The sequence below is a fragment of the Caballeronia sp. M1242 genome (assembly GCF_017220215.1).
Classification (GTDB): domain Bacteria; phylum Pseudomonadota; class Gammaproteobacteria; order Burkholderiales; family Burkholderiaceae; genus Caballeronia.
On sequence record NZ_CP071129.1, the window covers coordinates 2,129,395 to 2,142,516 of the forward strand.

The following is a 13,122-nucleotide window of genomic DNA, read 5'->3' on the forward strand; positions in this document are numbered from 1 at the left end:
CTTCTTGTTTTATGCTTAAGCGGTGTCGCAGGATCGCATCCGGTGTGTGGTCCCGACAAGATCACTGCACTCTCGACTGCCAATATCCATTCACGCCGGGAAGCGTTTCCTGATGAAGCGCACCGGGTTACCGCCGTATACGCCTTCCGCTTCCAGCGAGCGATGCACCACCGACTGCGGCGTAACGAGCGCCGATCGGCCAATGGTGACGCCCATCTGCACGACGCACCTGGATGTGATCCAGACGCCGTCTTCGATCACGATCGGTGCGACCTGCAAGTCCATGTTGCCGGCGGCATCGTGCGATCCCGTCGTGAGAAACGTCCCCTGCGAAATGCAGACATTCGAGCCGATGCGAATATCGGTCTGGTTATAGATCCATGCATCGACGCCGAACCAGCAGTTGTCGCCGACACTCAGATTCCACGGTGCTTTCACCCGGATGGGATGCGGCATCCGACAGTTCTTGCCGATGCGCGCGCCGAACGCACGCAGCAATGCGACCCGCACGAACGAAACCGGTATGAGCTTGTTATTGATGAAGCATGCTTCGACGAAGAACCATACGAGTTCGATCACGAAGCTACGCTTCGCCACGAAATTGCCCGGGCCTGCGCGCGACAGGTCGATCACCTTGCCGCGTCTCGCGGATGCCTCGCGCACGCCGTCGAAGCCGTCACTGCCGGCCGCGCCGATGCCTCGCTCGTCGATCGCTCTGTCCATGGTTCCCCGCCCGTTTCGCTGTCCGCCTGCTGCGCGTTGCGCGCAAGCGACTCTTTATTGGCCTTGTATGTCGGCGCGCATTGCGTGCGCGCATCCGTGTCGTCTCGCTTCTTCGTTCAAGACTGCATACGGTGAACGGATTATCAGTGAACGTTAAAAAGCGCCATGTGCGGTGCGGCACGGTTGGCCGTAACGGCAAGACTTTTGGCGCTGGCGGCTGATGCATCGCTCTATGCTGCATTCGAACGATCAAGCCGCGTGACGTAGCGTACCGATAAGCCTACACGCGCTCTGTATAACGCTTAACGTAATCAGCCAGGAGAGACCATGAAACACGAGCTACGCGCGGCGCTCATGCCGCTTCTCATCGCTGCATTGGGGCCTTGCGCGCTCGCTGCATCGTCTGTCGCGCATGCGGGCAACTTCGCCGATGCCGCCATCAGCAAGCAACAGGCGGGCGGCGGCGTGCCGTCGGAAATGGATTTGCTTGGGAGTCCGGATATCTATGCCGATCCATACGGCGCGCCGACCAACGGCCGGGGCGGCCAGCGCGGGCCGATCACCAATGCGCAAACAGCGCAGGGCATCTCGCCGACGGACAAGCTGCTCGCGCAACAGAACGGATACGTGGGCAATCCGGGCGCCGGCGCGCAGCTGCGGCGCGTGGGACGCCAGGGCGACGCCAAAGCGATGCTGATGCCGCAAGGCGCGGCCGCCACGCTCTATCCGACGGCCAATGGCCTGAAGGCGCCGGCGAAAGCTGCGCGGGCGCGGGACATCTATAAGTCGCCTTATTGATGAAACGACGCGGTGATACGGCGCGTCGTGAATAACGCGTCGTATCACCGGCAAGACTGCTACTCGATCTTCTCGACCTGCGGCAGAATGGGTGCGTGCTCCGCAATGCGCGCGATGGACATGTCGACGGCATCGCTCAAGCGGGTGTCGGCCGTATCGCCGATCAGCGACTTCAAACGTTCTTCGAGCCGCGCGAACACCGACTGCGGCGACAAGCGTTCCTGCGCGAACAGGCGCCCTTCTTCGCCGTAGCGCGCACGCAGCGCCGGATTCCGAACGAGCATGGTGATGGCGTCCGTCAATGCCTCGACGTTCTCCGGCGGGATCACGACGCCACGTCCGGCCACAGCCTCGTACAGCTCGGTGCCCGGCTGCGCCATCGCGACGACCGCGCGCGCGCTCGCGAACATGCCCGTGAGTTTCGAAGGCATCACGAGATCTGCCACGTCGCCGCGTTGCGGCAACACGTGAATGTCCGCAAGGTTCAGCAATTCGTTGAGACGCTCGATAGGCTGCAACGAAAGGAAGCGCGTGTTCGGCAGATCGGCGCAACGTTCCTGCAGCTTCTTCTTGGTCGCGCCGTTGCCGCAGAACACGAACACGATATCGTCGCGTGCGGCGAGCGCAGCGGCGGCCTCGGCCAGCACTTCCAAACCCTGCTTGGCGCCCATGTTGCCCGAATAGAGCACCACCTTCGTGTGCTCGCCGATGCCGAGTTCCTTGCGGAAACTGCTCGGCCCGTCGATCGGGTAGATCGCGGTCGTATCGACCCAGTTCGGGAAGTGGAAGGCATCGGCAGGCGCGACGCCTTTCTTCACCGCGCGCTCGACCATCTTGTCCGAGATGGACGAAACCACATCGAACCGTTTCATCAGCCAGCGTTCGAATGCGAGCGCGCTCTTCGCCGCGCGCGCGTTCTTCAAAAGCCCGAGATCGAACGCGGCATCTACTTCGAAGTCCTGAATGTGTAGCCATGACCGCGCGCCGGTCAGACGGGCGAGCGCGAGCGCGCCCGGCGCGTTCATCAGGCTCGGCGCAATCGTCATCACGACATGCGGACGCCACAGCGCATGCGCGATGAGCGCAGGCAGCGACGCCAGCGCAAACGAGCCGAGATGCAGCATGCGCTTCGCGCCGCTCGGCTTTTTCGGCACCCACAACGGCGCGCGCCACAGACGCACGCCCTTGCGCGTTTCGAAGCGATGCCGCCAGCTTGCATAGCCATCGCCGATCTTCCATTCCGGATAGTACGGCGGCGCACAAACGACGCGCACGTCGTGCCCGTTCTGGGCCAACGCTTCCGCCATTTCCGCCGTGTATTTGCCGGTTCCCGTCAACTCGGGCGCATAGTTCAGCCCGTAGATCAGTATTCTCATGTGGTCCCTCGCCCGACAATCGCGCCCTGAGCCCCGAACGTGCCCTTTCGCCCGCAAAGCGCCAGCCATCGGGACGCGAAGACCGCGACCCGACGGCGTCTCACCCTTCCCCTTTCCGTTCGTCCTCCTTGACGTCTTCCCCGTTGGTGATTTCCACCGACTACCGAACCGTCAATTCGTCAGCAACAGCGCGCAACCCCGCGCGATGTTCGCCGCAGCCGAAGGCGGATCGAAACGCTGAATCACATCGGTACAACGCTTGGCGACGCCTGCCGTATCTGCGAACGCTTCGAGCGACTTGAGCATCGTCCGATGCAGGCTCGCGACATCGCCTGCGGGGAACGAATAGCCCGACACGCCCTCCACCACCAGCTCCGGCACGCAGCCGCAACTCTCGCTCACGATCACCGGGCAACCGTGACTCAACGCTTCGTTGGTCACGAGACCCCACGGTTCACGCTTGCTCGGCAGCACCATACAGGTGGCGCCGAAATATTCACGCGAGAGCGGCTCGTCCTGAAGGCTGCCCAGGAAATGCACGGCGTCTTGCAGACCGGCTTCCGACACTTGCTTCTTCAGATCATCCCCGAGAGGACCGGTGCCGACTATGCGCAATTCCGCATTCGGCACGTTTTTCCTCAACTGCTTGAACGCATCGACGAGCGTATCGATACCTTTTTCCGCCGACAAGCGCCCAACGAACAGAAACACCGGCTTATTGCCCTGCCGATGCGCCAGGCGATCGTCCACCACCGTCTCCGGCGAGAACGAGCGCGGCAGCGCGGCGGCCTGGCACGGAATGAAGATCTTCTCCTGCTTCGCGCCGAGCGACATCAGATACTCGCGGCTGCGCGTGCCGAATGCGAAGTAGCCGTCGCACAGCGCAAAGAACACGCGCTTCGGAATCGACGTCAACATGCGGCGCGGATTGTCGCGTCCGGTCGAATCGCAGAACACGGCGCGACGCTTTCCGGTCACGATGCACGCTGCCATCATCGCCCAATATTCGGGGCGGTGATAACCGGGAAGAACCACGAGATCCGACTTCGCCTTGAGCACTTCCCACACGAGACGCACGGTCATGCGCCACGTCGGCACGTCCTCGTAGCAGCCGCTGTACAGCTTGGTCATCGGATAGCGGTGATACGAGTAGTCGACATCCGAGAAGCCGATGCGGTCGTGCTCCGTATCGGCGATCTGCACCATCGAATAGCGGATGGAACCGGACCCCGCGATGTTGTGCAGCGCCGACAGCACCGCCCCCTTATGCCGCGACCAGACGACGTTATGAAAGATGGTCACTGAAGCCATTTTTGTTCTCCCTTGACTGGATGCGACGCGTTTCAGGCAGCGACGGGCGCCGGCTGCATGGATGCGTAGCGATCGAGGAAGTCGCGATAGGTCGCGCGAATGCCGTCTTCGAGGCCGGTCGACGCCTTCCAGCCCATGCCTTCGAGCTTCGAGACATCAAGCAGCTTGCGCGGCGTGCCGTCCGGCTTGCTCGCATCGAACACGAGCTCGCCTTCGAAGCCGACCACGCGGCAAACCGTGTGCGCCAGTTCGCTGATGGTCAGGTCATGGCCGACGCCGACGTTGAACACGCCTTCGTTGACGTCGCTTTCCATCAGGAAGGTCGCTGCATCGGCGAGGTCGTCCACATGCAGGAACTCACGACGCGGCGAGCCCGTGCCCCACACGGGCAGCGTCGCGTCGCCGCGCAGCTTCGCTTCGTGCGCCTTGCGGATGAGCGCCGGCAGCACGTGGCTGCTCTTCAGGTCGTAGTTGTCGTTCGGGCCGTACAGGTTCGTCGGCATGAGCGAGACGAAGTGCGTGCCGTATTGACGGTTGTACGCCTCGCACATCTTGAGACCCGCGATCTTAGCGATGGCATACGCTTCGTTGGTCGGCTCGAGCGCGGATTGCAGGAGATACTCCTCCTTGATCGGCTGCGGGCACGCCTTCGGATAGATGCACGAAGACCCGAAGAACACGAGCTTCGAAACGTTCCAGCGGCAAGCCGCGTGGATCACGTTCGTTTCGATGGCGAGGTTCTCGTAGATGAACGAGGCGGGCATCGTCGAATTCGCGAGAATGCCGCCGACGCGCGCCGCCGCCAGGAACACGACGTCGATCTGCTCTTCTTCGAAGAAGAGGTTCACGCCGCCCTGATCCGTCAGATCGAGATGCGCCTTGGTGCGCGTCACGATGTTGTCGTAGCCGGCTGCGCTCAGACGGCGCACGAGCGCCGAGCCGACCATGCCGCGGTGTCCCGCGACGAAGATACGTGCGTGCTTGTTCATGGCTTACTCGTGATGTTCGAGAGCCTTGAAACCGGCGAGCGTCACGAGCGCGTCGCGACGGGCGATCTGATAGTCCGCGCGGACCATCTCCTTCACGAGGGACTCGAAGGAAGTCGACGGCTTCCAGCCGAGCTTGTCGTGCGCCTTCGTGGGGTCGCCCAGCAGCGTTTCCACTTCGGTCGGACGGAAGTAGCGCGGATCGACCTTGACGATCACCTGGCCCGGCTTGAACTTGGTGTCGCGGTTATCGATACGATCGACGATACCCACTTCGTTCACGCCCTCGCCTTCGAAGCGAACATGCACGCCCAGTTCGGCGGCCGCGTGCTGCACGAATTCACGCACGCTGTACTGCACGCCCGTGGCGATCACGAAGTCTTCGGCCTGTTCCTGTTGGAGCATCATCCACTGCATCTCGACGTAGTCGCGCGCATGGCCCCAGTCGCGCATGGCGGACAGATTGCCGAGATACAGATCTTCTTGAAGGCCCACCGCCATGCGTGCAATGGCGCGCGTGATCTTGCGTGTCACGAACGTCTCGCCGCGCACCGGCGATTCGTGGTTGAACAGAATGCCGTTGCATGCGTACATGCCATACGCTTCGCGGTAGTTCACCGTGATCCAGTAAGCGTAGAGCTTCGCCACGGCATACGGGCTGCGCGGATAGAACGGCGTGGTTTCGCGCTGGGGGATTTCCTGCACGAGACCATACAGCTCGGACGTCGAGGCCTGATAGAAGCGCGTCTTCTTTTCGAGGCCGAGAATGCGGATTGCTTCGAGAATACGCAGTGCGCCTAGACCGTCGGCATTGGCCGTGTATTCCGGCTCTTCGAAGGACACGCCCACGTGCGATTGCGCTGCCAGGTTGTAGATCTCGTCGGGCATCACGCGCTGGATGATGCGCACGAGGCTCGTCGAATCGGTCAGGTCGCCGTGATGCAGGAACAAACGCTGGTCCGGATCGTGCGGATCGCGATACAGATGATCGATGCGGTCCGTGTTGAAGAGCGAGCTACGGCGCTTGATGCCGTGAACTTCGTAACCCTTCTCGAGAAGCAGTTCAGCAAGATACGACCCGTCTTGCCCCGTAATACCCGTGATCAAAGCAACTTTGCGGTCCATGTTTAACCTCTTATTCTGCGGTCTGAAGTTGGCGCGCGGCGACGCGCCATCATTGTTATTTCTGTTTTCTGCTCGCCTTATTCGGCGATGCTCTCGTAGCCGTAGTAGCCGGCGTAGGTGCTGCCCATCAAAATCTTCGATTGCGGAACGTCGGTGAGCAACACGCCCTTCATGCTCACGCCCCCGTGATGCAGGCGCTTCATCGTCTCGCCGATTTCCTGCACCTGATTCTTGCCGTGGCGCACGACGAGAAGGCTCGTGCCCGCGTGCTTGCCGATGACCGTCGCGTCAGTGACAGCCAGCACAGGCGGCGTATCGACGACGACGAGGTCATACATCTGCTTCAGTTGCTCCAGCACTTCGCCGAGGCGATCGCTGGCGAGCAGTTCCGACGGATGCGACGGCAGCGAGCCCTTGGTGATGAGGTCCACGCCCGGCAGTACATCGTGCAGGATCGCGCTCGACACGTCTGCGCCCATCAGCACATCCGAGAGACCCGGCGAATGACGCACGCCGAAGTGCGAGTGGATGTCGCCGCGGCGCATGTCGCCATCGATCAGAAGCACGCGCTTTCTCGTGGATGCAACGAGCGTCGCGAGATTCACCGACAGGAACGACTTGCCCGCTTCCGGACGCGAGCCCGTGAGCATCACCACGTTGTTGCGCGCATCGGCCATTTGCAGTTGCAGCGACGTACGCAGGCCGCGAATGCCTTCCACCGCTGCGTCTTCCGGCGCCTGAGCGGCCAGAACGTGCAGACCTTCGCGACGCATGCCGACCTTGCGTTGCAGGCGCAGTTGCTGCGTGCTGCGCGGCACGATGGCGAACACACGCACGCCCAGTTGCTTTTCGATCTCTTCCGGACGCTCCACGCCGCCATACAGCGACTTGCGGATGAACGCGACGATCACGCCGAGCACGAGGCCCACGCCAGCCGAGATCAGGATCACGAGCAGGCGCTTCGGGCGGACGGGATCGTCGGCGGCCTGCGCGTAGTCCACCACGCGCACGTTGCCGATCTGCCCTGCCTTTGCGATGCGAAGCTGTTGCGCGCTGTTGAGCAGGTTCGTGTACAGCTCGGTGTTCACGCGGACATCGCGCAGATAACGCAGTGCCGTTTGCTCGGTATCGGGCAGCGTCGACACGCTCTTGCCAAGACGCGTCTGCGCGCCGGACAACGAAGCGATCTGCGCATCCAGAGCCTGCACCGACGGATGGTTCGGCGTGAAGCGTTGCGACAGTTCAGCGCGTTGCTGTTGCAGGTCCGTGAGCTTGGTCTTGTTATCGACGATCTGTTGCAGCAACAGACGGCTTTCCTCGCTCAGGTCCACCGTGCCCTGGTGATTGCGGAACGTGTTGTAGCGCTGCTCGGCATCGTCGAGCTGCTTCTTCAGGACAGGCAGTTGCTGATCGAGAAAGGCCAGCGTGTGTTCCGCTTCGGCCGAACGCTTGTCGGCATCCTGCTGCACGTAGCGGTTCGCGATGTTGTTGACGATCTGCGCCGCTTCCTTCGGATTGCGCCCTTCGAGGCTCACGCTGATGATGCCCGATTGCAGCGCCGTTTCAGCCACGGTCAGACGCTGCTGGAGGTTGTCGATGGTCGTGAGCGTGGAGAAGCGTTCCAGGTCGAAGTGCACGCCAGGCGCGCCCACGAGCTTCTCCACCTTCAGCTTGACCGGGCCGTGCGCCGTCATGCCGGTGGCTTCCTGGCCGACCTTGCCGGTCAGCACCACGACGCCTTCCGGATCTTGCAGCGCATAGCTGCCGTCTTCGCCTGCAACCAGCGTGAACTTCTGGTCGTAGAGTTCCTTCGGCGTGTCGAAGAGCGGCACGCTGATCTGTTCGTTGCCCCATGCGAAGCGCGACAGATAGCCCGCGGGCGGCGTCACGTTCAGCATCGAGAACACGTTGCCGATCGCGCTGCCGATCACCGGAATGGAATGCGGCGCGGCGCTGATGTCGAGGTGCAGGCGGCGCACCGTGTCGTCGACGACGAGGCGCGAACGCAGCAGTTCGATCTGCGCGGCGGTGGTGGACTTCGCATCGAACATCTGCGACACGGCTTGCACCGCGTTGACGTTCGCGTTGGCGTTGTTGTTCGCGTTGGTCTCTTCGACCTGAATGAGGGCGTCCGCTTTGTAGGTCGGCGGCGCGATGAATGCGTAGGCCGTCCCCAGCGCGACCACCGCGAGCATGACGACCGTCACGAGTTTCCAGTTGCCGAATACGGCAGCCAGATAGTCGGATAATCGCAACTCGTCGCCGGTCGAGACGTCCGAGTAGCGTGCATCAAAGTTCATGGCCATGGTCTCGCTCGCTTATTTCTTTGAATGTCGCACAAGGTCTCCGGCGCGCCCCTGCGCGCCGGTCATACTGCAAGAATCGAAGACTTGCGGTTACTTTTACTTGGTGATGACCGCTGCCGTCAGACCGGCGTTGATCGCCGGCAACAGCAGGTTCAGGACACGGCTGAAGCGGACGAGCCCGTTGTTGTCCACATAGACCACGTCCTTCGGCTGCAGCTCGAAGCTGTTCGCAAGCAGCATGGACACCGGGGAACGCGCATCGAGCTTGTACACCTCGGGGTTGTCCGTCTGGCCATTGCGAATCACGTACAGCTCCTTCGGATCCGAGGTCTCGGCGTTGAAGCTGCCGGCCTGCGAGATCGCATCCGAGAGCGTCAGCTTGCCGTTGCGCATCGGGATCACCGTTGCCGGCTTCGTCACTTCGCCCATCACGTACACGCCGTTGTCTTCTCGTGAGTCGATGCGCAGTGCATCGCCGCCCTTCAACAGGATGTCCGCCGGGTTGCGGCCCTTCGCGGTCATCCCGGCGATGTTGATGTGATACGTCACACCATCACGGATAAGCGTGACACGACTTTGATCCGCCGTTGGTGCGAAACCGCCCGCACGGCCGATAGCTTCCGTCAGCGTCATCGGAATGTCGTTGATTTGCTGCGAGCCGGGCGTGCGCACTTCGCCGTCGATGTAGACCTGTTGCGCACGGAACGATGCGACGCGCACCGTCAACTGCGGGTTCACGAATACTTTGGACAACTCGTTATACAGCTCGCGTTGCACTTGCGATTCGGTCTTGCCCGCGACATGGATCGCGCGGTTGACGTACGGGAATTGCAGGTTGCCGTCGGCATCCACCACGAAGCCGGGCGCGGCATCGGCGGGACGCGTCTGCTGCGGCGGCTGGCCGACCGCGGCCACGAGTTCCGGGTGGTCCCACACGGTGATCTGCAGCACGTCACCCGGCCCGAGCGTGTATGCACGCGCCTTGCCGTAGAGGCTCGCGTTCGGATCGACCGAGGTGGTCGGCTGCGCCGCCTTCATCTTGCGCACGAGCGAAAGATCGATCGGCGTGATCGGGATGTTCACGGCCGAGGTCGTTTCGCCCTGGTCGTTGGACGTTTCGGCGAGCGCCGCCGGCTTGTCCATGTGCATGCCCGGCGCGAGCGCGCAGCCCGCGAAGATGACGCAGAGTGAAGCGGCCGCTGCCAGGCTCGAGAGCCGGAAGACGCCCGACACGTTCGTATTGGCGGCCATGGATGTGGTGCCCGGTTGTTGTTGGTTGTGCATGATGGTCGTCCCCTGCATCAATATGCGTTGGTGTGGCGTAGTCCCTTGAAGATCGTAGCGGCGATGATTCTCATATCGAGTCCGAACGACCAGTTACCGAGGTAGTACAAATCGTGAGCGACGCGTCCTTCCATTTTTTCAATCAGATCAGTTTCCCCGCGAAAGCCGTTGACCTGGGCCCAGCCGGTGATGCCCGGCTTGATCCGGTAACGATGGATATACCCCGACACGACCTTCTGATACAGGTCGTCATGTTCCAGTGCGTGCGGACGCGGACCCACGACCGACATGTCGCCGAGCAGAACGTTGAAGAACTGCGGCAGCTCGTCGAGGCTGGTACGGCGCAGAAATGCTCCCACACGGGTCACGCGCGGATCGTTGCGCGTGGCCTGGCGAAGCACGCCGGCCTGTTCCGTATGCACACGCATGGAACGGAACTTGTAGATCTTGAAGACGCGGCCATCCGCGCCCTTGCGACGTTGCGTGAAGAGCACCGGCCCGCGTGACGTGAGCTTGATCGCAATGGCGATGGCGATCAGCAACGGCGACACGGCGATGATCGCAAGGAGTGCGAACAGACGGTCGAAGATTTCCTTCTGCAACAGCGCGCTTTGCGACAGCGGCGAAGCCACGAGGTTGATCGCCGTTTCGCCGAGCAGATCGGTCACGCCCGCTTCGAAGAGCGCGAGACTGCGCACGTCCGGAATGAAGCGCACGTTCACGAGGTCGTCGCGGAACTCGTTCACGAAGCGCAGGATGGTGCGCTCCTCCGACAGCGGCAACGCGAGCCACACCTCATGCACGTTCTGCGTGCGCACGAAGTTCACGAACGCGTCGTGGTCTTCGTACACCGGAACGCGCGTGTTGAGGCGGCCCGCTTCCGGCGCCACGTTCAGCGCGGCGCTCGCGCGGAAACCGGAGTTCTTCGCGCGGTCCAGCTTCTTCACGATGGAGTTGCAATGCCTGCCGCAACCCACGATCGCCACCTGATGCAGGTTCATGCCCGCGTTGCGCATGCGCGCCAGCACGACGTGCATGGCGAGGCGCCCCGCGATCATGAGCCCGCCCGACACCGCCGTCCAGTACGCGAACCAGAGGCGCGACACGTAGTCGAGGCGATGCAGCGAGAACATGAGCGCGAGCGCGCAGCCCTGCACGACCAGCCAGCCGAGCGACACCTGGCAGGCGAGCATCACCTTGCTGCGGCCGCGCCATGAGTCATAGACGCCGAATCCCGGAAACAGCGCAAGCGAAAACGCCGCCGCGAACGCGACGAACGCTGCCGAATACGCATGTGCCTCTATGTACTCGAACCTGATCTGCGACGCCACCGCCGCGCCGCCGACGATCATGGCGACGTCGAACAGGCGCGCGAGCAACCCTTGTAAATCGCGCATGTCTCTTCCCCGAACGATTCAACTAGCTAACGGACTACGTTTGTCTCCTCCTCGCATGCCGGTCTTGGTGTGCTGCCTGCCGTTGCAAGAAAGCTGTCTCACTGCCCCCGAAGCGCTACTCAGTTGCGGCCGTACTTGTCGTCGAAACGCACGATGTCGTCCTCGCCGAGATAGCTGCCCGACTGCACTTCGATGATCTCGAGCGGCACCTTGCCCGGGTTCTCCAGGCGATGGCGCACGCCGAGCGGAATGAACGTGGATTCGTTCTCGCTCAGCAGGAACTCTTCTTCGCCGCGCGTGACGAGCGCCGTGCCGCACACGACGATCCAGTGCTCCGCGCGATGGTGATGCATCTGCAGCGACAGTCGCGCGCCCGGCGCCACGACGATGCGCTTCACCTGGAACCGGTCGCCATGCTCGATGGAATCGTAGAAACCCCACGGGCGGCGCACCTTGCGATGCGTGTCCGCTTCGGGCGCATGCTGCTCGCGGATGCGGGCGACGAGGCCCTTGATGTCCTGCACGCGCGAACGGTCCGCGACGAGCACGGCGTCATCCGTTTCCACGACGATGATGTTGGTCGTGCCCACGCAAGCGACGAGACGTCCGCCTTCCGAGCGCGCATAACTGGAGGTCGCGCCTTCGAACACCACGCGGCCGCTCGCCACGTTGCCCGAGTCGTCCTTGTCCATCGCGTCCCACACGGCGTCCCACGAGCCGAGGTCCGACCAGCCCGCGACGAGCGGCACGACCACGCCTTCGAACGGCGCGTTCGCGGTGCCGATGTGCTCCATCACTGCGTAGTCGATCGAATCGGACGGCGCGCGGCCGAACTCGCCCGCGTTCGGACGGAAGAACTTGCCGTCGGCCTTGCCTTCGCTCAGGGCCGCGCAGCAGGCCGCGTGCATGTCGGCGTTGAGCGCTTGCAGCGCCGCGAGCCACACGCTCGCGCGCACCACGAAAATGCCGCTGTTCCACCAGTACGTGCCCGCCGCGACGTATTGCGCGGCCACTTCTGCGGCCGGCTTCTCGACGAAGCGCTGAATCTGATGCGCGCCGTCTTCGAGCGCATCGCCGAGACGGATGTAGCCGAAGCCGGTATCGGGGCGCGTCGGCGGAATGCCGAGCGTCGCGATCATGCCGCGCTCTGCATACCCCGCCGCGATCTCGATCGCGCGATGCAGCGCGGGGATATCCGCGATGGAGTGATCGGCGGGCATGGCCACCATGATCGCGTCGCGGCCGTCCTTGCATGCGGCGAGCGCGGCCAGCGTGAGCGCGGGCGCCGTATCGCGGCGCGCGGGCTCGACGATGATCTGCGCCGTCACGCCGCTTTCGCGCGTCTGCTCTTCCGTCGTGAAGCGATGCTCTTCGCCGCATACGATGATCGGCTCGGCGCTGACATCGAAGCCGCCCTTGAAGCCTTTCATGCGCGAAACGGTCGCTTGCAGAAGCGAGTCGCGGCCGACAATGCCGATCAACTGCTTCGGAAACTGCTCACGGGACATCGGCCACAGGCGCGTGCCCGAGCCGCCGGCGAGAATGACCGGCACGATCCGGCGGCACGGCTCGGCCGTCATGGCCGAGCCTGCCTCCTCACCGCTCCTACCTACCATCACCTCACCTTCCGTGCGTGCCTCATTACTCATCGTAGGACTCCTGCCTGCATGTTCGTGTGCGCGGCGCTGTCTGCCACTGGCCGCCCGAGAATGATTGGCCCGCGGACCAAGATGGTCCGGCCAAATGTTCGACGCTTTGCGCCACCCCTGTCCGCTATCACACACAAGGCGGCGCGCATTCTTGTACCTTCGACCTT

At 62.8% G+C, this 13,122-nt stretch carries 10 protein-coding genes; 1 reads left to right on the forward strand and 9 read right to left on the reverse strand.

Annotation, left to right across the window (positions count from 1 at the left end; translation table 11 throughout):
* Positions 1 to 90: 90 nt before the first annotated feature.
* Positions 91 to 723, reverse strand: a complete 633-nt coding sequence (locus JYK05_RS09925; protein ID WP_206466802.1) for a DapH/DapD/GlmU-related protein — start codon at positions 721 to 723, stop codon at positions 91 to 93.
* Between the two features lie 327 nt (positions 724 to 1,050).
* On the opposite strand from JYK05_RS09925, the gene JYK05_RS09930 reads away from it, so the two are divergent.
* The gene (locus JYK05_RS09930) at positions 1,051 to 1,521 is read left to right on the forward strand and encodes a hypothetical protein (RefSeq protein WP_175944728.1); all 471 of its coding nucleotides are present in this window, start codon (positions 1,051 to 1,053) and stop codon (positions 1,519 to 1,521) included.
* Between the two features lie 59 nt (positions 1,522 to 1,580).
* Here the strand turns inward: JYK05_RS09930 and JYK05_RS09935 are convergent, their stop codons facing one another.
* The 8 genes from JYK05_RS09935 to JYK05_RS09970 form a co-directional block, all read right to left on the reverse strand.
* Positions 1,581 to 2,897 carry a glycosyltransferase WbuB gene (locus JYK05_RS09935; RefSeq protein WP_206468272.1) on the reverse strand — a complete coding sequence of 439 codons (1,317 nt, stop codon included), beginning with the start codon at positions 2,895 to 2,897 and terminating at the stop codon, positions 1,581 to 1,583.
* 171 nt (positions 2,898 to 3,068) lie between these two features.
* On the reverse strand, positions 3,069 to 4,208 hold the full coding sequence (locus tag JYK05_RS09940) for a glycosyltransferase family 4 protein (protein WP_206466803.1): 1,140 nt from the start codon (positions 4,206 to 4,208) through the stop codon (positions 3,069 to 3,071).
* Between the two features lie 32 nt (positions 4,209 to 4,240).
* Positions 4,241 to 5,197 carry a GDP-L-fucose synthase gene (locus JYK05_RS09945; RefSeq protein ID WP_206466804.1) on the reverse strand — a complete coding sequence of 319 codons (957 nt, stop codon included), beginning with the start codon at positions 5,195 to 5,197 and terminating at the stop codon, positions 4,241 to 4,243.
* Between the two features lie 3 nt (positions 5,198 to 5,200).
* Complete coding sequence (gmd, locus tag JYK05_RS09950) at positions 5,201 to 6,319, reverse strand: GDP-mannose 4,6-dehydratase (protein ID WP_175944732.1); 1,119 nt, start codon at positions 6,317 to 6,319, stop codon at positions 5,201 to 5,203.
* 77 nt (positions 6,320 to 6,396) lie between these two features.
* On the reverse strand, positions 6,397 to 8,625 hold the full coding sequence (locus JYK05_RS09955; RefSeq protein ID WP_206466805.1) for a polysaccharide biosynthesis tyrosine autokinase: 2,229 nt from the start codon (positions 8,623 to 8,625) through the stop codon (positions 6,397 to 6,399).
* Positions 8,626 to 8,721: 96 nt separating this feature from the next.
* Positions 8,722 to 9,876: a polysaccharide biosynthesis/export family protein gene (locus JYK05_RS09960; RefSeq protein ID WP_206468273.1), complete on the reverse strand. Its 1,155-nt coding sequence runs from the start codon at positions 9,874 to 9,876 to the stop codon at positions 8,722 to 8,724.
* A 50-nt stretch (positions 9,877 to 9,926) separates the two neighbouring features.
* Positions 9,927 to 11,306 carry an undecaprenyl-phosphate glucose phosphotransferase gene (locus tag JYK05_RS09965; RefSeq protein WP_206466806.1) on the reverse strand — a complete coding sequence of 460 codons (1,380 nt, stop codon included), beginning with the start codon at positions 11,304 to 11,306 and terminating at the stop codon, positions 9,927 to 9,929.
* Positions 11,307 to 11,425: 119 nt separating this feature from the next.
* Entirely contained in the window at positions 11,426 to 12,886 is a 1,461-nt protein-coding gene (locus tag JYK05_RS09970; RefSeq protein ID WP_241269796.1) for a mannose-1-phosphate guanylyltransferase/mannose-6-phosphate isomerase, read from the reverse strand.
* Between the last annotated feature and the right edge of the window lie 236 nt (positions 12,887 to 13,122).

Bases quoted from the DNA above. Each gene is read 5' to 3' on its own strand.
- JYK05_RS09925 (WP_206466802.1), bottom strand. From the start codon at position 723: ATGGACAGAGCGATCGACGAGCGAGGCATCGGCGCGGCCGGCAGTGAC.
- JYK05_RS09930 (WP_175944728.1), top strand. From the start codon at position 1,051: ATGAAACACGAGCTACGCGCGGCGCTCATGCCGCTTCTCATCGCTGCA.
- JYK05_RS09935 (WP_206468272.1), bottom strand. From the start codon at position 2,897: ATGAGAATACTGATCTACGGGCTGAACTATGCGCCCGAGTTGACGGGA.
- JYK05_RS09940 (WP_206466803.1), bottom strand. From the start codon at position 4,208: ATGGCTTCAGTGACCATCTTTCATAACGTCGTCTGGTCGCGGCATAAG.
- JYK05_RS09945 (WP_206466804.1), bottom strand. From the start codon at position 5,197: ATGAACAAGCACGCACGTATCTTCGTCGCGGGACACCGCGGCATGGTC.
- gmd (WP_175944732.1), bottom strand. From the start codon at position 6,319: ATGGACCGCAAAGTTGCTTTGATCACGGGTATTACGGGGCAAGACGGG.
- JYK05_RS09955 (WP_206466805.1), bottom strand. From the start codon at position 8,625: ATGGCCATGAACTTTGATGCACGCTACTCGGACGTCTCGACCGGCGAC.
- JYK05_RS09960 (WP_206468273.1), bottom strand. From the start codon at position 9,876: ATGGCCGCCAATACGAACGTGTCGGGCGTCTTCCGGCTCTCGAGCCTG.
- JYK05_RS09965 (WP_206466806.1), bottom strand. From the start codon at position 11,306: ATGCGCGATTTACAAGGGTTGCTCGCGCGCCTGTTCGACGTCGCCATG.
- JYK05_RS09970 (WP_241269796.1), bottom strand. From the start codon at position 12,886: ATGACGGCCGAGCCGTGCCGCCGGATCGTGCCGGTCATTCTCGCCGGC.